At 37.6% G+C, this 17,748-nt stretch carries 21 protein-coding genes and 1 pseudogene; 4 read left to right on the top strand and 18 right to left on the bottom strand.

Features of this window, described 5'->3' with window-relative positions; translation table 11 throughout:
* Nucleotides 1-65 precede the first annotated feature (65 nt).
* The 13 genes from MHI04_RS10825 to MHI04_RS10765 form a co-directional block, all read right to left on the bottom strand.
* The gene (locus MHI04_RS10825) at nt 66-332 is read right to left on the bottom strand and encodes a hypothetical protein (protein ID WP_342535702.1); all 267 of its coding nucleotides are present in this window, start codon (nt 330-332) and stop codon (nt 66-68) included.
* Nucleotides 333-338: 6 nt separating this feature from the next.
* Complete coding sequence (locus MHI04_RS10820; RefSeq protein WP_342535701.1) at nt 339-908, bottom strand: DUF2815 family protein; 570 nt, start codon at nt 906-908, stop codon at nt 339-341.
* Nucleotides 909-941: 33 nt separating this feature from the next.
* Nucleotides 942-1,172: a hypothetical protein gene (locus tag MHI04_RS10815; RefSeq protein WP_342535700.1), complete on the bottom strand. Its 231-nt coding sequence runs from the start codon at nt 1,170-1,172 to the stop codon at nt 942-944.
* A 14-nt stretch (nt 1,173-1,186) separates the two neighbouring features.
* A complete protein-coding gene (locus MHI04_RS10810; protein ID WP_342535699.1) occupies nt 1,187-1,432 on the bottom strand; it encodes a helix-turn-helix domain-containing protein in 246 nt (81 codons plus the stop codon).
* Between the two features lie 59 nt (nt 1,433-1,491).
* A complete protein-coding gene (locus MHI04_RS10805; protein ID WP_342535698.1) occupies nt 1,492-2,742 on the bottom strand; it encodes a DUF2800 domain-containing protein in 1,251 nt (416 codons plus the stop codon).
* Nucleotides 2,742-3,344 carry a hypothetical protein gene (locus tag MHI04_RS10800; protein WP_342535697.1) on the bottom strand — a complete coding sequence of 201 codons (603 nt, stop codon included), beginning with the start codon at nt 3,342-3,344 and terminating at the stop codon, nt 2,742-2,744. Before MHI04_RS10800 ends, MHI04_RS10805 begins: the two co-directional genes overlap by 1 nt.
* Before the next feature lie 38 nt (nt 3,345-3,382).
* The gene (locus MHI04_RS10795) at nt 3,383-3,574 is read right to left on the bottom strand and encodes a hypothetical protein (protein WP_342535696.1); all 192 of its coding nucleotides are present in this window, start codon (nt 3,572-3,574) and stop codon (nt 3,383-3,385) included.
* 8 nt (nt 3,575-3,582) lie between these two features.
* Entirely contained in the window at nt 3,583-3,996 is a 414-nt protein-coding gene (locus tag MHI04_RS10790; RefSeq protein ID WP_342535695.1) for a hypothetical protein, read from the bottom strand.
* Between the two features lie 184 nt (nt 3,997-4,180).
* Nucleotides 4,181-4,444 (bottom strand): AbrB/MazE/SpoVT family DNA-binding domain-containing protein, encoded by a 264-nt coding sequence (locus MHI04_RS10785; RefSeq protein ID WP_342535694.1) that lies wholly within the window; start codon nt 4,442-4,444, stop codon nt 4,181-4,183.
* Complete coding sequence (locus MHI04_RS10780; protein WP_342535693.1) at nt 4,441-5,229, bottom strand: BRO family protein; 789 nt, start codon at nt 5,227-5,229, stop codon at nt 4,441-4,443. Before MHI04_RS10780 ends, MHI04_RS10785 begins: the two co-directional genes overlap by 4 nt.
* A gap of 164 nt (nt 5,230-5,393) precedes the next feature.
* Nucleotides 5,394-5,621, bottom strand: a complete 228-nt coding sequence (locus MHI04_RS10775; RefSeq protein ID WP_342535692.1) for a hypothetical protein — start codon at nt 5,619-5,621, stop codon at nt 5,394-5,396.
* Nucleotides 5,622-5,810: 189 nt separating this feature from the next.
* Nucleotides 5,811-5,999: a hypothetical protein gene (locus tag MHI04_RS10770; RefSeq protein ID WP_342535691.1), complete on the bottom strand. Its 189-nt coding sequence runs from the start codon at nt 5,997-5,999 to the stop codon at nt 5,811-5,813.
* Nucleotides 6,000-6,098: 99 nt separating this feature from the next.
* Nucleotides 6,099-6,293 carry a helix-turn-helix transcriptional regulator gene (locus MHI04_RS10765; RefSeq protein ID WP_342535690.1) on the bottom strand — a complete coding sequence of 65 codons (195 nt, stop codon included), beginning with the start codon at nt 6,291-6,293 and terminating at the stop codon, nt 6,099-6,101.
* A 161-nt stretch (nt 6,294-6,454) separates the two neighbouring features.
* Between MHI04_RS10765 and MHI04_RS10760 the strand changes: the two genes are divergently transcribed.
* From MHI04_RS10760 to MHI04_RS10745, 4 genes and pseudogenes are all read left to right on the top strand, one after another.
* Nucleotides 6,455-6,925: a helix-turn-helix transcriptional regulator gene (locus MHI04_RS10760; RefSeq protein ID WP_342535689.1), complete on the top strand. Its 471-nt coding sequence runs from the start codon at nt 6,455-6,457 to the stop codon at nt 6,923-6,925.
* Nucleotides 6,926-6,943: 18 nt separating this feature from the next.
* On the top strand, nt 6,944-7,369 hold the full coding sequence (locus MHI04_RS10755) for a helix-turn-helix transcriptional regulator (protein WP_342535688.1): 426 nt from the start codon (nt 6,944-6,946) through the stop codon (nt 7,367-7,369).
* A 113-nt stretch (nt 7,370-7,482) separates the two neighbouring features.
* Complete coding sequence (locus MHI04_RS10750) at nt 7,483-9,360, top strand: recombinase family protein (RefSeq protein ID WP_342535687.1); 1,878 nt, start codon at nt 7,483-7,485, stop codon at nt 9,358-9,360.
* Between the two features lie 44 nt (nt 9,361-9,404).
* Nucleotides 9,405-9,899 (top strand): annotated as a pseudogene (locus MHI04_RS10745) (MATE family efflux transporter); the annotation flags it as partial.
* Nucleotides 9,900-9,941: 42 nt separating this feature from the next.
* Here the strand turns inward: MHI04_RS10745 and MHI04_RS10740 are convergent.
* The 5 genes from MHI04_RS10740 to MHI04_RS10720 form a co-directional block, all read right to left on the bottom strand.
* Complete coding sequence (locus tag MHI04_RS10740; protein WP_036126053.1) at nt 9,942-11,018, bottom strand: Ger(x)C family spore germination protein; 1,077 nt, start codon at nt 11,016-11,018, stop codon at nt 9,942-9,944.
* Entirely contained in the window at nt 11,008-12,036 is a 1,029-nt protein-coding gene (locus MHI04_RS10735; protein WP_342535686.1) for a GerAB/ArcD/ProY family transporter, read from the bottom strand. The genes MHI04_RS10740 and MHI04_RS10735 overlap by 11 nt, the downstream gene beginning before the upstream one ends.
* Nucleotides 12,033-13,466, bottom strand: a complete 1,434-nt coding sequence (locus tag MHI04_RS10730; protein WP_249645688.1) for a spore germination protein — start codon at nt 13,464-13,466, stop codon at nt 12,033-12,035. The genes MHI04_RS10735 and MHI04_RS10730 overlap by 4 nt, the downstream gene beginning before the upstream one ends.
* 119 nt (nt 13,467-13,585) lie before the next feature.
* Nucleotides 13,586-16,540, bottom strand: a complete 2,955-nt coding sequence (locus MHI04_RS10725) for an EAL domain-containing protein (protein WP_271913345.1) — start codon at nt 16,538-16,540, stop codon at nt 13,586-13,588.
* Nucleotides 16,541-16,791: 251 nt separating this feature from the next.
* The gene (locus tag MHI04_RS10720; RefSeq protein ID WP_036126066.1) at nt 16,792-17,478 is read right to left on the bottom strand and encodes a CAP domain-containing protein; all 687 of its coding nucleotides are present in this window, start codon (nt 17,476-17,478) and stop codon (nt 16,792-16,794) included.
* Between the last annotated feature and the right edge of the window lie 270 nt (nt 17,479-17,748).

The raw sequence follows: 17,748 nt of genomic DNA, 5'->3' as shown, positions 1-17,748 counted from the left end.
TCCTATTAAATAGGTATTTTAGGTATAAAGAAGGGAAGGCCTAAATATAGACCTTCCTTATTCAGTTAATCAAGCAACGCTTCGATTTCACATTGTTCTTTTAACTGTTTGTGGCGTTTTAACCTCACAAGTTGAACAATGTATTTTATATCGTTAACTTCTGTTTGATCTACATATCTTTTGAATCGAGCAACGGTGTAGCCAGTTGCCGTCTCAACAACAACTAGGTTGTTTTCGTTAAGAGTCTCAATATACGTTTTATAGTGATACTCTTTTTCTCCAAAACCAGTGGCACTGAGACTGCTAGGGAAATTAACAACAGCTATTTTCATAATTGATTAGTCCAGTAGATCTTCATCTTCATTAAAATCGTTGTCCACTTCATCAGCGAAGTCAGATTCAGCAGATGCACCACCAGCTAGACGTTCACCGTCACGCGTTTTGAATAAGTTTTGTAATCCAGCAGCAATGCCTCGGTTGCCGTTAGCATTGAATGGATAGAAGTTCACTGATACTTTGCCATAGCAACCACTATAGAACTCGTCCTCATCTGTGATTTCAACAACAGCACCTACACCTTTTTTCACAATGCCCGGCTTGTTTTTAGATGTAGCATTGAAGAAGTAGTGCCCTGCATAAGTTTCATCATCTGGACGCTCTTCATCACCATCACGTAAAGGTGTTTTAAGGTTGCCTGGAATCTTACCGTTCCATTTTGCTTTACCTTCTTGCTTAGCAGCTTCAATTGCTTCATTGATTTTTTTGATTGTATCTGTATCCGATTTTGGAATAAGGACAGCTACGGAATACTTAGGCTCATTTCCCTCAATTGCTTTTGGTTCCCATACATTTGCATAACTCATGCGAGCCTCATTAGTAATTACTTTTGTACCTTCACGTTTTGCCATTTTAAATTCCTCCAATGTTGTTTTTGATTTTGATTATTGTGGTTCACGTAAATCTAATTTGAACTTGCTATTTAGGTAAGGTTCAAGCTTTACTGCTTGGGCTGTGTCAATATCAACCTCGATTACAGAAACAAGGTGTTGATTTTCATTGTTAGTAACGCTACTTAGTAGTGCGAGAGCTGAGCTTTTTGAGTTTGCTAAGCTTGTATGCTCTGGTTCTATAAATTCACTAGTATCTTTAGTAGTAATAAGATAACGCTTCATTTGTTCACCACCTCTCAAGTAGTCATATCTATGGCCTTGTCAGTTAAACGAATAGTACGAGGTTTAAATTGTTCCATCTCGATATAACCTTTTTCAACTAGGCTTGTTAAATGCCTTTGTACGGTTGATACAGAAGAGAGGTTAACACCATCTGCAATTTCTCGGACTGTAGGTGCGTACGTATTTTGTTGTCTAAAATCGTTAATGAACTGAATGATTTGTTTTTTACGATCACCTAGTCCTCTTACTGTTGTGTTCATCTGTGTCACCTCTCTTTTTATCAACCGTTGGTTTCATTTATAAACCAGTGGTTTCGTTTTTAACTTAGTAACTCATCGTCAAAATCATTAGCAGCTGATTCAGCTGATTGAATAGCAGGTCGTTTATCATCTTCAGTAACAAGTACTGGTTTACCAGGAGGCTTAATGACTACACCCTCTAAAATCTCAGCAAATGCTTTTTTGCCGACTTTCTTTTCAAGATTTGTGATTGTTTCAAGTTTTCGCGGAGCATATAAGTCGTCCTCGCCCACTCCACCTTTTTCAAGCAGCAGGTTTATGGCTTTTGCTTCATCTGTGATAACTCGATTACTTCTTCCCTCTACTAGTTTAAATCCTTCATAACTAGTACCGTTAAGTGCTTGTTCCAAAGCGTAGGCTTTAATGTCTTTACACCATTTTTCAATATCATCGACTACGAATAAGATCTCTGCTAGTTCATCATCTGACAATGTTGCAGGTTCTGGTGTTTTTACCTCTAAGGATCCGTCATCTGCAAATTCAGCTTTGGCCGTTTCTAATGCTTCATCAGCTCTTGCCCTGCAAGTCGATTTGATTTTGCAGAACCTACAGTGTTCTCCAGGTTCATAATCTCCATCACCGTTATCAGCCATTTCGGCTTTTGGTTTCACTACTTCATTGGCCCACTTATATAAATCTTCAGCTGACACTTCAAAAGTAGATATGCTGTCTAGCCTTGGCTGTACAATGGTCATTCGTACTTCCTGAATGTCGTAGAGAACATCATGAGCAGCGATTGCGCCTAGTGCATATAACTTTAGCTGTGGATTTTCATAGGCATCTACTGCTACGCCTTTGCCATATTTTAAATCGATGATCTCTAACACACCATCTCGTACGATAAGAACGTCCCCTGTACCAAATCCTTCAGGTACCCACTGGCTAAAGTCTAATCGTTGTTCAATTAGTACAAGTGCATCTGGTGTTTCGAGTCTTGCAGCATTCACACGTTCCATAACAAAGTCAGTATAGACTTCTACCATGTCTTCCATCTCTGGACCGTAATACTGCTTTTCCTTTTTGAACTTGTTAATACGTCTAGTTGCCTGAGCTTTCGTAATGGTGCCAAGCTCTCTTTCTAAAATAATCTCACTATACTCATGAGCCTGTGTACCTTCTTCAGCGAATGGGCTTTCTTGTTCAGTTATCCCTTGATTTGACAGCTCCTGCATGTACAGCCCTTCTGCTCTTGCAGAAGGTGTACATGTCAGCCAACGTTTAGATCCCGAAGCACTTAATAATGCATGGGTACGTTCACTATGACTAGTCATTATTCTTCACCTACAGCTTGTTTAATGGCTGCTAATAATTCAGGGAATTTAGCTTCTGGAACAGAAGTAAGCTTTGGTGCATCAAAAGAAGTAAGAATATCTTTGAATTCAGCTTGACGGCCATTAGACGTTAACTTTTTAGCTTCAGCGCGAACCATTTCTATCGTAATACCATGGTCTTCACTGCTGCCTTGATTAGCAGTTTTCTCTGCATCTTCTTGAGCTTCATCAACAACTGATGTATTTGATGCCTGCTCTTTAGCTTTTTCTATACGAGCTTGTTTTTCAGCTTGGATACGGTCGTATTCAGCTTTTGAGATTTCTACCAAGCCTTGTTTAAGATGTGATGCTAATTCTTCACCTTTATTTACTTCAAGAACAGCTCCTGATTCTTCATGGAATAAATACGTACGTTTAGTAGCCTTTGTTGAATCAACTACTGATTTATTTTCAGACTTAGTGGCAGTCGTAGTATTCGTTAGCTCAACTGCATCACTCACTTTCATATCCTGAGAAGGTGTTCCTAGCGCATTTAGGAATGCACTTACCAAACTAATAATTTGTGGATCTGCTTTTATGACATGAGTAACTTCAATTTTCATTTTCAATTTCGCTCCTTTTGTGCTACAATAGCACTGAATCATTGGTGTGATTTGTTGTCATCGTTAACTGTTCCAGCAGTTAACGATTTTTTACGTTCGTGGACCGTTGCGCCTAATACCTCAATGAAATAATCCTCCATTGAATCCAGATGGATCGACTTGTTGTTAACTACGAAGTATACATCTCCCACTTCAATAACCTTTCCAAACATATCTGTTGGTGGATTCATACACTCACCTACTTCCCAAAGATTAGTTCAATATCAGACTTTCTAGCTTTACGAGCCTTTAACCTAATATCCGATTCACTGTAAGTTGCTGACCGGATCATATCACTTGTTAATCGCTGTTCTTCAACGAGTTCTGCAATGCCCTGAGTATTCAAATCCTTTTGAGGCACTTCCAGTTCTTCAGCAAGTTCCTTTTTATTCAGAATTGATTTTGTAACACTGCCAACTGTCAGTACATAAGGGATGTCATTCTTGTAAGCTAGAACTTTGCCATGCTTTTGAATGTGATCAAATAATTTACCTTCAAGGTTATCTTGCTGATCTTTCAAGTTAGCTCGCTGACGTTTGATGTCTTCGATTTTCTGATATAAACCGTTAGCTTCGGAATGTTGAATTTGTGTGTTAATTTGTAAATCATTCATAAGCTTGTCCTCCTATTCAGTTTTAAGGTGCAGGTACTACTTTAACTTGCCCAGTATATCGATGCACTAACTCCCACTCATCTGTTGTGCATTTAGAGATAAGCCAGTTCTCGCTATTTACGTTCATTGATGCTAAATACTTACGCTGAGCGACTGTGAGACGTTTAGGATTTTTCATAAACTATCACCCTTTTAAGAGATTAATAGCAGCTTGTACAACTCGTTTTTGCTCATCAAGTGTTAGTTCACTAAGAAGCTTTTCTAATTTAACTTGTGTACGAATTTTATTTTCACTAACTGGCTCATATTTACGAAGAATAAGATTACTACCTTCCGTGAAGATTTCTAGTGAATCCTTTTCCTCGATACCAAGGTTACGACGGATTTCTTTTGGAATTACAATACGTCCAAGCTCATCAACTTTACGAGTTATTCCTGTAGCTTTCATGAGATGTTTCCCCCTTCAATTATTGTTAATAGTTCTTTAAATTTTGAAGCATAAAAATGAGGCTGCGTCTCTTTAGGGCTTTTAGGATTGAGAAGATTCTTTCCATACTTTAAGCCTAGAGAAGTTAATGATTTGAATTGTTTAGTTCCACCCTTTGAGCTAGGTCGTTCCTTGATCTCTAATAAGCCTTTCTGGATCAATAAAGTATTAGCTTTAGCAGCAGTCAAATTTGCACCATGCTCTTTTAACAACACGGTAATTGATTGAGTTACCTCTTCCTCAACATAAGCTGGCAGATGAGTTGTAGGTACCCCATGTGTTTTGTGTACAGCTTCTAGCATCTTGATCTTTGAAGTTTCATCTACCCTAAGTATTTCAGATGCATATTGAACACCTAACAATTGCATATCGAATTGCTCTTTGGAAGAGCTTTTCTGGCTAGAGTTATACTGGCCAGTTTTACGCAACTCAGGTAACACTTCTATTGCTAGCCAATCTTGAAATTGCTCTGCTACCTCATTTGATGCCTTGAAAGCAAGTTTATAAACCAGCGGTTCCGGTATTAAATCACCTTTTTGTATTTCTGCCACGTGTGGCAGAAGATGTCCGATGTAATCATTTACTCTTGACCATCTAACGTTCTCATAAACAATATTGTTTTTAGTAGTCTTAGAGACTATTCCTAGACATTTTGCGACTTGTTCAACATCAAAGAGCACTACATCGCCATCCAACACTACTCCAACCTCAAATACATGATTACTGAAAACCTTCAAATCTCGCACTAGCATTCTCCTCTCGGGATTAATATTATGTGTAAGGTGTTTCTAGTCCATTCCCTTACGAGCTATTGATAGCTCTGCGATGTCTGGCATCGCTTTGGAGTCTTAATTGAAAAAATACATAAGGTATTAAGAAACCAAAGCGAGAACAGAGTCTCGCAATCTATTTAACTGATTTTAGATTCTAGTGATCTTTTAAGATATCTGTGTTGATCTGGGTTAGTTTGCCTAAGCATGTATCCCCCAACCATAGATTCTACAGCATCCAGAGCCACACTATCATGTGTAGCGATAGCTTTGAGTAGCTCCTGCTTGTGTGGGAGTATTGCTGCTGTGGTATTGATAATCTCTTGTTTTGTTAAAATTTTAGATACGAATTGAACGAATTTTGTCATTTATACACCTAACTTTCGAATAGTATGCTAAATATAGGTTTTAAATCATTAATACTATGCTTTATCTCTCTAAAATTAATTAAATAAATACATAATTTTACTTGAACCTAAACGCACGTTTATGTTAGGATATAAACAACTGAGAGTTGTATTTTAAAAACAACGTTTAGGTCATATATTGACTATAATCTACGCTGATTCTTTTGATGTTGCCGCATCAATTAAATCAGTTGTTTCTTTCCAAAGTTTGCGGATGGTCTTTTTACCCTCCCCCCATTCTTGTAATAGTCTTATTGCAGCATTTGGGTTAACTTTGGAAAGCTCACTTAGTTTAACTGGTAAGTACGCATAAATTCGAACTAATTCTTTAAATTGCATGGTGGTTTTAAACCCCCTTTATTTTTAAACCCTAATACAACTTTTAGCTGTTAAGCTATTAAAATTAATTATTCATACAACTAACAGAAGTCATATTTTCTATAAAAAAAATTCAATCGGAACTTCAAAAAGTTCAGCTAATTTCTTGGCTCTCTTTAATGTTGGAGATCTAATGCCCTGTTCCCAGGCGCAAATAGTTTGCTGACTAGTACCAACTCTTTTTGCAAGATCATATTGAGTCCAATTATTAGCTAGTCTTAATGATTTTAAATTATCCCTTTTGTTAGTATCCATTACATCACCTCTTATCGTTAACACCCAAAAGTTGTTTTGTTAATTTACAATCTAACAGCTTTTAGATGTTAATGCAACAATTTTATATCATAAAATTTCATTTTTTTTAATATAAGTCAGATAAAGTGCGATAAATCAATAATTTGAAAGGCGGAATTTTAATGTTCTTTTTCTTCTTTTTCGACGAAGAGTATAAAAACTTTGGTTCATTTTTAAAAACAATGCGTTCAAAAATAGATCTCACACAAGCACAATTAGCTGAAAAACTGGGTGTATCTCAGCAAACAATAAACAGTTGGGAAAACAATAAAAAGTTTCCCTCAGTGAAATTAATTCCTGATTATGCAAAAATTTTAGGTGTGGATGAAGACGTATTCTTTAAAATTCGTAACGATGCTGTAATTGCAAAGGATTCCCCAGATGATGTATCTACTCATCATTATCCTGAGGAAAAAAGAGATTATCAACCAGACTTTGTTTTTCATAAAGATGGTAAGCCTGTAATTGTTGAAGTAAAAAATTCTTTAAGTTCGATTGATGGTGCTCCTCTTACTGAAGAGGAGTTAGAAAAAGCAAAAGAATATATTCGAGCTCTACGTATTATGAAAAACCAAAATACAGATAATAAATAATCAAATGGAGGTGCTTTTATGAATGCTAAAAATTCTAGTACTCGAAAACAGTTTAGTACTATCCTTGCTGATTATTTATCCAACCTTCGCCATAACAAAAAGTTATCTCTAGCTGATGTTGCATCCCAGACAGACATGACCCCACAGGTGATTGGTCTTTACGAGAAAGGTAAACGAATCCCTTCTGTTGACGCCATGTCCAAGTTAGCTAAGTTCTACAATGTAGATAATGAGAGTGCTCTAAAAGTAAGAGAAGATGCTATCATTGATACTACTCAAATATTGGGGGAGGATACACCCCCTGCTATTAAAAATGAGTATGCGATGTTGAGTTTAAGAAACCAACAAATCACCATTGATGGTAAGCCTCTCACTTCTGAAGAACTAGAGAAAGCAACTGAATTTATAAAAGCATTGCGTCAAAAACAGAACAAGTTTTCATAAAAACAGAACATACATTCCCTTATTTATGCCATAATAGTACCATAGGGAACAGATGTTTGTAAAGAGCTCCCAGATGCAATTTCAGAATATTTTTTTGAAAGGTTGTGTAACTTTTGACAGTAAAAGAATTGAAATCAGCTAAAGTAATACGTGTAGCCATTTACATACGTGTATCCACAAAGTTACAAGAAGATCGATATAGTCTAAGCGCCCAAACAGTTGAATTGACTAGATATGCTATTCAACAAGGTTGGGAGATAGTCGAAGTTTTTAGGGATGTAGACAGTGGAACTAAACTAGATAAAGATGGTCTTAAGTCCCTTTTAGATTGTGTTGAAAATGGTCAGGTTGACATTGTTCTCTGTATTGAACAAGACCGGCTATCTCGACTAGATACCGTAAAATGGGAATATTTAAAAGGTGTTCTACGGGAAAATAATGTGAAGATCGCTGAACCTGGTCGGATTTCAGATTTATCGAATGCTGATGATGAGTTCTTTTCAGATCTAAAAAATCTCTTAGCTCAGAGATCAAGACGCGAGTTACTAAGTAAAATGGGCCGAGGTCTTCGTCAATATACTCGCGAAGGTAATGTTTGGGGAAAACAACCTGAAGAGTACCTTTATGATCCATACAGTAAAACAATCTCTATAAATCACGATCGAGCTTGGATCATCCCTCTCATCGATCGTTTATATCTTGAAGAAAAAATGGGATTACAAAAGATCGCCACACATTTAAACAGTTTAAGTAAAACTGCAAAAGATAGAAATTGGACAGCAGTTCAAGTTCGAAACAAATTAAGAAACCCAGCATATCATGGTCAATTAAAAAAGACTTTCGCTAATGGAGAAACAATCACAGAAGATAACATCTATCCCCCACTTAGAACAACTGAAACTTATAACAAAATACAAGACATGTTAGATAAACGTCATTCAAAAATTGGTACTGGTGAGGCGCACTTTTTAAAATCGATCGAAATACGGTGTGCTGATTGTGGGAACATTTTAAGTGTCAGAAAAGGCAGTTATGTTGATGGTGAGTACAAACACTATCTTCGTCACTCTAATAATTACGTAACCCCCTGCCCTAGTATCCCTAGTGTTAACACTGACAGAGTCCGCGTGCCATTGCTATCATTCGTCAAAAAGTTTTTGACTGGTGAAGATTCTGTAAAAAACTATTTTGATTTGGATTTTGAAGATGATGGAAAGTTAAGGAATCTGGAAGCAGAGACAAATAGAATCGAACAAAATATAAAAGAGAACAACGGAAAGATAGATAAGCTTTTAGGTCTATACTTGAGTGGAAAGTGGTCTGAAGAAGTCCTTGATAAAAATAAACAAAAAATTGAAAACGAAAATGAAATGCTGAATGAATTACTTGAGATTAACAACAAAAAGATTGAACTTATCAAGAAAAATCAACTTTCTTATGAATCACTATTTAAAAATACTGCTTTATACGCTGGAGCACTGGTTTTAGGTGGTATTGAGTTTGGACATTTTGAGGAAGAAGATTTACAAGATATCATAGGTGAGTTGTTCGAAAAAGCTGTATACCATGATGAAACTGAAACTCTGAATGTAAGAATGAGAGTTTCTCCAGAAGGTATACCTTGGGATATACCAATCAAATTAGATCCTCCAAATGCTCAACAGGAAGCTGAAAAACTAGAACAGCAACGAGCACGTTACAACCTAACCCAAGATCTAATAAATGCACAAGGTCGAAAGATATCTTTCACAGAGCTAGTTAAGTTATCCCCTTTAGGTGCTAAAACGCTTCGGAGAGACGAGAAAAGGTTCGGTCCATATAAAAACCTCCATCTTGGAAAAGGGAGCTCAGAACGTAAGGAAATGCTTGTTAAAGAGATTAGTAAAATGCTAAGTGCTCAGCCAGATTTAGGCGCTAGGAAAATCGCCAAAGAGCTGTCAATGAGTGAGAAGACAGTATTGAAATATATCAAAGAGTTTAATTTACGTTAATACACCCTTCGATGTCATTACGATAAACTTTTATAAAGATTAAGTCCCTGCTCTATATGGTGCCGCTTAGTATTTCCATGGGTGTTACCATATTAGTAGGCTTTGAAATTGGTGCTGGTCGCATGCGGGATGCTCGTATTTATAGTTATCTATGTGTCGGCACAGCCATTTTATTTAGTTTTATTTCTGCTTGTATCTTATTTATTTTACGTGAGCCTGTAGCTCATATGTATTCAACAGATCCTATAGTACTTGAGTATGCTGTACAATTTTTAGTTTATGCAGCCATTTTTCAGCTCTCGGATGCGATTCAAGCACCCGTACAAGGGGCATTACGTGGCTATAAGGATGTTATGATCACATTTATGATGGCAATTATCTCGTATTGGATCATTGGCTTGCCCGTGGGCTATATCCTTGCTACGCATACTGATTTTGGTCCATTTGGATATTGGATTGGACTTGTTGCTGGTTTAACAATGGGCGCAATCACCCTGCTTATCCGTCTGCTAATTGTTCAAAAAAGAGTTACCGTCTAACGACAAAAAATCGCTTTTCTCCCTCTTGAGAAAGGCGATTTTTTAGCGTAATACACCTGTACGAATGATTTTCACTTGAACAGACGGCACGAGCTGTAAGGATGTATATTCCGTATGCCAGTCGTCCTTAAACATCTTCGGGTGATAGGCACGAATATAGCGACCAATTCCTAATGTATCAGACTTTTGATTTTGAAGTATACGTAAGACCTCCTCAAACTCCGCCTGCAAATGCTTTTGAATCAATTGTTGAACATCCTTAAAAATGGTTTCTTTATACAAATGATCTTGGGCGAATTCTTCAATTCCGACCTCGAGTTGGTAATCCATCGTTATTCGTCTCAGTTCCTCATCCACTATCCATTTACGCTTCACATGGATAACATCTGCCGTAATCGGCATTTCTTTCCCGTCATGCTTCCACATATAACTCATACGTGCTTGCTTATTAGTTTGATTCATTAAAATTAGCATGATGAGGGATTGTTTTGGCGTTAATACTGTGCCCGTAAAGGTTTGACCTGAAAATAAAGCTAAACCAGCCGCAACAACGTGCTTTTTATCCTCACCTAGCCGAATATACGGTAGCGTGATATCGATTGTTTGTTCAAATAACATCGAGCCAATCGTTTGTAAATCTAATTTCGGAAAAAAGGTATTTTCCTCTGTACTTTCGATAAAGCGTTCATAATAAACGCCTGCGCTTCCAGCTAAATCCTTCGTTAAGTCGACGTATGGTTTGACATCCCCTTCTGTTATCGCCACTTTGATGGATATCGGATTTTGAGGATCGCGAAAATAAATATCCAAGATATCATAAATGGGCTCTCTCACTGTTTGATCCGCTATTAGGAGCGTTGATAGCTCCGATAGATCAAGCGTTTGCTCGACTTTCAAATTGGCGTTATTGCGTACATCTTTCGGTGAAATCCCTTCCGCTTCAATCACTTCATTTTGCTGTGCTGTTGTATTCGGATAAGCATAATAGCCTTTGTACTCCCCAACATAGCCTTCCACACCAACGAGTGTTACGACAGACGCATTTTTATAAAGACGTTCATCCCAACATCCCGCTAAAAGCACTATAGATAAGATGATTATACTCCCTTTACGATACACGTTTTCCCCTCCATTTATTCCAACAGATAATGATGAGCGGTAGTAGAAAAGTAAAAAAGAATAATACATAGTGCAAAGAATTTTTAATAAACTCAATGCGCTGAAATTGCATCATAAAGAGCGGTAGTATTGCCAGTAAAAGATGGTAGATAATAATACTCCATTGCGGATGCTTCCTTTTTTTTGAAAGATACAGCACTCGAAAGGACAGACCAAAAATCATGACCGTGACAATAGACCATGATAGCCAAATATAGACGAAGAAAATATCAAGTCGTTTAACAAATGTCACTTCCTGTGATTTTAAAATATACATAATCGGCTCTGGGATCAACTTGATTTCATCTAAGGCAAAGAACATTTGCGTAAAAAGCACGGAAATCAAATAAAATACAAAAATGACCAGTTGGTAGATGAATAAAGGCCGCCCTTTCACCTGTGTATCTTGTTTTAGAAATGGTCGATAAAGAAGGTACATTTCAATGCCAAAAAAAGCATAGGTACTATGAATCAAGCCCCCCATGATTTGTCTCATATGATTCCATTCAATAGGAAATAGATTACTCCATGTTAAATCGGGAATCGCCAGCATTAAAAAAAGCACAAAAAGGAAAATGATTGGTATGAGCATGACACCGATGTTAATGACCGTTTCTGGTCTTACTAGGTTGGCATACAAGGATAGTGCGACAATCAGTACAACAACGAGCCATTCAGGGGTTTGTGGTAATACCCATGTGGCCAAAACATATCCCATATAGGTAATCAGTACAGCCGCTAATAAAATCCAATAAAGCTGATAGACCCAGCGAAAAAATCGATTTAAATAAAAGTAGGCATAATAGCGTTCAAACAGGAGCAACAGACCATAATGAATGACACTTGCTAAAATAAAAACGAGCCAAGCATTATGTTGACTGTAAATGATTAAAGGGGTTTGGAAGGCAATATAGACGACACCTGTTTGAATAATAAATAGTACTAAAAAAAATTGAGCCTTAGATAGCGAAAACTTCATGGCGTATCCTCATTTTTTAGCTGTTCATCCTCTGGTGGGTCAAAGGAAGTAACTTGCACAGTCGGTTTAATGAATGGCCAGCGTAAAAAAATTTTATACACCGCTTTTGGCTGAAAAGGTACGATGGGTGAAAAATACGGCTGTTTAATAGAAGTTAAACTGATTAGATGAATGAGTAAAATAACAACCCCTATGACAATCCCTAAAAACCCAAACAATGAGGCTAGGACCATAAACGGAAAGCGTAACATACGTATGGTACTATTCAATTCAACGGATGGAACGACATAGCTTGAAATAGCCGTTAAGGCAACGACAATGACCATTAAATTAGACACTAACCCTGCATTAACGATGGCATCTCCTATTACTAGCCCCCCAACGATTCCAATTGTTTGCCCTACAGATTGCGGCAAACGTATACTCGATTCTCGAATAAGCTCCATAATAATTTCAAGAATGAGCGCTTCGATTAGTGGTCGATAAGGGATTTCATTCACATCGTTTTTCACTTGATTACTTAGTTCTAGTGGCAGTACCTCAAAATGAAAGCTAACTACTGCAATATAAAAAGCTGGTAAAAAAACCGCGGTTATAAACGACAGTAAGCGGACGATTTTATAAAAGGAGCCAACAACAACCCGACCATTATAATCATCGGGTGTTTGATAGAAAGAGAAAAAGGTCACGGGACCAATTAAGGCAGATGGTGAAATATTTGTCATGACCACGACCTTGCCCTCCACTAAATTGGCTACTACACGATCTGGATGCTCTGTATTTAACAATTGTGGAAAGGGCGATAACACCGAATCCTCTAACGCATCGCTTAATTGACCAATACTATAAAAATAGTCGATCTGAATCGCTGCAATCCGCTTTTCAACCTCCTGTAAGGTCTCAGGCTGTATGACCCCATCCATATACAGATAATAGGCCTTTGTTTTCGTTTGATGGCCAATCGAAAAAGATTTTACGACAAGTGCGGGATTATTCACTCGCTTTCGTATCAAAGCTAAATTGGTGTCTGCACGCTCAATCAAGCCCTCATGCGAGCCTCGAAGAATATGTTCGTTGATCGGCTCTTCGAGATTTCGACGCACCTCATTTATGATGCTAAGTGTCAGCATCTCTCCCCTTTCAGGCAATATCACGATCGTTTCCCCTTGACAGACTCTTTCAATCGCTTGCGGTAAGGAAAAATCTTGCAATGTCGTAATTAACGTTTCACTCCAAAAAGGTTTATCTGTATCTAAACGGGCATAAATGGTATCCAGTACTTTTTGTACTTCCTTCGCGTCAACTAGAGAAGCGTAAAAGCATAAAATAGCCGTATCCCCTTCATGCCAATCTACTTGTCTGACTGTCAAATCCGAGGAATGGTAGAATGCTTTTTGTAGGCTTTTCATCATATACTCCACTTTATCCATAAAACGCCCCCCTCTATTGGAGAGTATAAACATTTTTCGCCATTTTCAAACGCTTGCATAGTGGGATTCATAGCCATAAAAAAGATGCCCGTTAAAACAGAGGGGCATCTTTAAATGGATTATTTTTTAAAATAAGCTTCAATATCTTCATAGATAAAGGGCGTCCCCTCTATTTTTTCATGCTGATTATGCAAAGCTGTCATACGATTGATGATAGGCGCTAATTTCCCTTCATTTTCCTGCGTTAGATTGAAGGCTACTCCGTATGAATAGATTTGATACTTTTCCTCTAATGTCCATCTAAATGTACCTTCTATAGTAAATGACTGGTTCATCAACACAAAGTTAAATTGAAACTTCATCGTTTGATTGATTGGTAGCTTCAGTGTAGAGCGAATCTTCATTCCCCCTAAGCTAATATTTTCAATCACGATTGGCGTATGACCGATAGCAAGCTTTTGCTGGTTCATTTCAATAATGGTCATAGAGCCCTTCACATAGGCTGGGAAATGAAAGCGAAAATACTTGCGACGCTCCACAGCTGGCTTGTGATGGACAATTGCTTTCGGCGGTTCTAAGAAGCCTTTAGCTAGCATTTTTTCAAAAGCCTTCGCAGGAACTGCTTTTGAATAGATGCTTCCTTGTAGATAATGACATTCATGCTGCTTTAAAAAAATATATTGATCATAGCTTTCGACCCCTTTTGCCACTACTTGAATACCTAGCATTTTTGCTAAATAGATCGTTGTTGAGATAAGCCCATTTTCAATAGGATGATCATGGCGAATTTGCCGAATAAACGCCTCATAGATATGAAGCGTTGTTGGCTGAAACGTGCGCAATGATTCTAACGATGAATAGCCTGTTCCAAAATCACCAATAGCAATTTTGACACCAAGTTCTTGCAATTCCTTTAATACCGTCATAACACTTGCGCTATTTTTTAAAATGGTCCTTTCTGTAATTTCTAATTGTAAATAGTGAGCAGGGATTTCATTGAGCTGCAATTGCTCCTGAAGAAATGGGACAAAGCCCCTTTTCATCAAACGAATAGGTGAAATTTTGATGTTAATCGTACGCAGTACATGCCCATCTTGCTTCCATTTCCGCAAGAAAGCACATGCTTTTTTAATGACCCAATCTGTAATAATATGGATCATATGATTTTCTTCCGCTAAAGGGATAAATTCACCAGGTGACACAAGCCCCCATTCTTTATGATGCCAACGAATTAACGCCTCTGCCCCATAAATATTGCCTTTTTGTGGCTCTACCAATGGCTGAAAATATAGCTCAAATTCTTCATTTAACATCGCTTGACGCATATCACGATCTAGCACATATTGCTTATAGGAAGTAATATCTTCTGTAAAGGCATAAATATGAAAGCGATTGCGCCCTTGTTGCTTCGCATAGCACAAAGCAGAGTAAGCATTTTCTAATAAGATATTTCTCTTTCTACCTTCCTCAGGATAAAAAACAATGCCAATGCTAGCAGAGAGATGCAATTGATAGTCTTTAATCGTCAGAGCGGTATCAAAGATTTTCAGTAAACGATTAGCCAATGCGTAAATATGCTGTTTACTCACATATTTTTTCATTACCAAAATAAAATGCTGATGGTCTAGGCGTGCCAAGTAACTAGTATCATCGAGAAGCTTGGCAAAATGCTGGGTCACCACTCGAAGAAGCTCATCACCGATTTGTGAACCTAATGCATTATTTAGCACATGAAAACGATTAATGGAAATATAGAGAAGGGCAAATGGCTCGCCTGCCGAACAGAGCGTGTCCACTTTATCATGCAAGCTCAATTGATTTGGTAAGCCTGTCAATTCATCATAGTACACTAAATAATTGAGCTTCTTTTCTCGTTCAACCTCCTTTGTAATATCCGTTACTAAGCCAAAAATTTGATTTACTTTTCCCTTCTCATCGAGTCTCGGTACAATTTGCTCAAGCAACCATTTTGTTTGGTTTTCACCTGTAAAAATACGATAAATCACTTGGTAGCTCTTGCCGATAGCAAGATAATCGGTGTACGCTAGTACCTCCTCGCGATGTGCAGGGTGAATCATGTTAATCCATACTTCGGCGTCTTCGTAAAGCTTCGCTAGTGGAATGCCTAAAATCCCCTCTAGCCCTTTTGAGGCAAAAAGCATTGTTCCCCGAATGGAATCTCGCATCCAAATCCCCGCATCTAAATGATTAAAAATATAATGATAGTTGGCGAGTGTATCATTTAATGCCTGCTCAAGCAGTTTAAAAGCTGTCTGATCCTTTACAACCCCAACCATCTTAAAGGGCTTATTATCCTTCCAAGTTACTTCTGCCGCTGCTTGTACATAACGTAAATCATGAGTTTCACCATGGTATATTCGAAATTCACTATTCAAGTTGATGCCTTTTCGGGCATTGTTAAATGCATCGTAGGTCTTTTCATGGTCATCTGGATGGATGAATTGGAAAGCTCGATCAATACCGTCGTTTTCTGAACGGCTAAAGCCAAAAATTTGATAAAAATTATCGGAGCAATACAGCTTGTCATGCTGAATAAAGTATTCCCAGCTCCCTACTGCGGCAATATGCTGAGCATAATTTAAATGCTTTTCATGAAGCAATAATTGATGCTTCATCGCAGAATAGGTAGACATATCTTCAATAATTAAATAAAGCCCCTCTGCCTGATCCTCACCATTTTTAATCGGTATAAATGTTAGTACAAGGCTTAGCTGTTGACCTTGATGCTGTAGCCTTTCTATATCAATTTTGACCGATTTCCCCCGCAATGTTTGGTTGAATGCTCTTTTTAGCCGCTTATAATCAGGGACCGTCAAAATTCGCTTAAAATCCTCTGCATGGCTTGGTCGATAGTGTAATAGTTGATAGAGTGCCTCTTGATTTACATAAATAATTTCTCCATCCGCTGCAAAGACAATCATCATATCAGGGTGATACTTCGCAAAGGACATGGCATATGAGAATAAACGATGATCTTGAACTGTAGCCAGCGCTATCGCCTGTGTACTTTCTTCTCTTGCAAAAAATTGCTTTAATAAATTCGGCTTTTTCATCAACCTCACCCTTCCCTACTTTTTACCTACTACTAATTTAGTAATTCCCCAAAAACATAGTTTAAAAACTATCATTTTGATGGTTAGACGATAAAATTTAAAAGTTGGACGATAAAGGTTGATGTATGAGTGATGAAGCCTGTGATTTGCTCAATAATTAAACAGTCCATTAGCATTTAACTTTTGCAAATAAAAAAAGATACCCGATAAACCATTAGAGACTTATCGGGTATCTTTTGTGTAAGCAGTGATTATTTTTGAATAAATTGTTGTGTCCAGTAGTTACCTGATTTCACGTAACCTACACCGATGTGCGTAAATTTACCATTTAAAATGTTCGCACGGTGACCTGGTGAGTCCATCCACGCTTGTACTACTTCTTGTGGTGAACGTTGACCTTGAGCAATGTTTTCTCCAGCACCTTTATAAGTGATGCCTAAAGCTTTCATACGATCAAATGGTGAACCGAATGTTGGACTTGTATGTGAGAAATACTTGTTTGTTTGCATATCTTGTGATTTTTCACGAGCTGCAGCCATTAATTTCGCATCTGTTTGAAGTGGTGATAAACCAGCTTTTGTACGCTCAGCGTTTGTTAATTTTACTACTTCCTGTTCAAATGCGTTCACATCTGAAGTTGTTGTTGATGGTGTTGAAGTAGCTGGTGGTGTTGCTGGTTTTTCGTTTTGTGATGATTGATTATTATTTGGCGTTGGTTGTGTATTATTATTTGTTGTTGGCACCTCTTTAGATGGTGTAGATGCCTGTGGTAATTTGATATTCCACTTATGATTGTTTGACCATTTATAATAATAAACTTTACAGTTCGTTGATTGCTGTACAGAATCCCCTTCTGTTGTATTAGCAGCAGCTGAAGCTATTTGAATTGGAGCTGCTAAAAGAATTGTTGCACAAATTGCAGTGAGTGTTTTTTTCATGTTTGCAATTCCTCCTTCTCTGCAACTAATCGTAAAGGATGATTTTCATAAAAATCTTACCAACATTTGCTAACGTCTCCAACGAAGAAAGAAATGCGCGAAAAATCGCGTTTTTTTTGCACTATTTTTTACTAGTTTTCGCCAATCTATGAAATACTTACGTTTGAAAGAGGGTTGACACCCCTCTTAAACTCGTTACTATTTTCGAAAATACGCATCTAAAATGAATAAAAAATGATGGTTTTATGCACTAGATTCTCAGCCTATTTT

Source organism: Lysinibacillus sp. FSL K6-1151 (assembly GCF_038630755.1).
In the GTDB taxonomy this organism is placed as follows: Bacteria; Bacillota; Bacilli; order Bacillales_A; family Planococcaceae; genus Lysinibacillus; species Lysinibacillus fusiformis_D.
Note: the sequence above shows the minus strand (reverse complement) of the source record. Positions and strands in the feature narration are given on the sequence as shown.

What these genes read in the sequence shown, in the direction of transcription:
- MHI04_RS10810 (WP_342535699.1), bottom strand. Translation starts at nt 1,432, where the DNA reads ATGAACACAACAGTAAGAGGACTAGGTGATCGTAAAAAACAAATCATT.
- MHI04_RS10720 (WP_036126066.1), bottom strand. Translation starts at nt 17,478, where the DNA reads ATGAAAAAAACACTCACTGCAATTTGTGCAACAATTCTTTTAGCAGCT.
- MHI04_RS10820 (WP_342535701.1), bottom strand. Translation starts at nt 908, where the DNA reads ATGGCAAAACGTGAAGGTACAAAAGTAATTACTAATGAGGCTCGCATG.
- MHI04_RS10730 (WP_249645688.1), bottom strand. Translation starts at nt 13,466, where the DNA reads ATGGATAAAGTGGAGTATATGATGAAAAGCCTACAAAAAGCATTCTAC.
- MHI04_RS10795 (WP_342535696.1), bottom strand. Translation starts at nt 3,574, where the DNA reads ATGAATCCACCAACAGATATGTTTGGAAAGGTTATTGAAGTGGGAGAT.
- MHI04_RS10785 (WP_342535694.1), bottom strand. Translation starts at nt 4,444, where the DNA reads ATGAAAGCTACAGGAATAACTCGTAAAGTTGATGAGCTTGGACGTATT.
- MHI04_RS10725 (WP_271913345.1), bottom strand. Translation starts at nt 16,540, where the DNA reads ATGAAAAAGCCGAATTTATTAAAGCAATTTTTTGCAAGAGAAGAAAGT.
- MHI04_RS10735 (WP_342535686.1), bottom strand. Translation starts at nt 12,036, where the DNA reads ATGAAGTTTTCGCTATCTAAGGCTCAATTTTTTTTAGTACTATTTATT.
- MHI04_RS10765 (WP_342535690.1), bottom strand. Translation starts at nt 6,293, where the DNA reads ATGGATACTAACAAAAGGGATAATTTAAAATCATTAAGACTAGCTAAT.
- MHI04_RS10805 (WP_342535698.1), bottom strand. Translation starts at nt 2,742, where the DNA reads ATGACTAGTCATAGTGAACGTACCCATGCATTATTAAGTGCTTCGGGA.
- MHI04_RS10790 (WP_342535695.1), bottom strand. Translation starts at nt 3,996, where the DNA reads ATGAATGATTTACAAATTAACACACAAATTCAACATTCCGAAGCTAAC.
- MHI04_RS10825 (WP_342535702.1), bottom strand. Translation starts at nt 332, where the DNA reads ATGAAAATAGCTGTTGTTAATTTCCCTAGCAGTCTCAGTGCCACTGGT.
- MHI04_RS10760 (WP_342535689.1), top strand. Translation starts at nt 6,455, where the DNA reads ATGTTCTTTTTCTTCTTTTTCGACGAAGAGTATAAAAACTTTGGTTCA.
- MHI04_RS10770 (WP_342535691.1), bottom strand. Translation starts at nt 5,999, where the DNA reads ATGCAATTTAAAGAATTAGTTCGAATTTATGCGTACTTACCAGTTAAA.
- MHI04_RS10755 (WP_342535688.1), top strand. Translation starts at nt 6,944, where the DNA reads ATGAATGCTAAAAATTCTAGTACTCGAAAACAGTTTAGTACTATCCTT.
- MHI04_RS10800 (WP_342535697.1), bottom strand. Translation starts at nt 3,344, where the DNA reads ATGAAAATTGAAGTTACTCATGTCATAAAAGCAGATCCACAAATTATT.
- MHI04_RS10775 (WP_342535692.1), bottom strand. Translation starts at nt 5,621, where the DNA reads ATGACAAAATTCGTTCAATTCGTATCTAAAATTTTAACAAAACAAGAG.
- MHI04_RS10815 (WP_342535700.1), bottom strand. Translation starts at nt 1,172, where the DNA reads ATGAAGCGTTATCTTATTACTACTAAAGATACTAGTGAATTTATAGAA.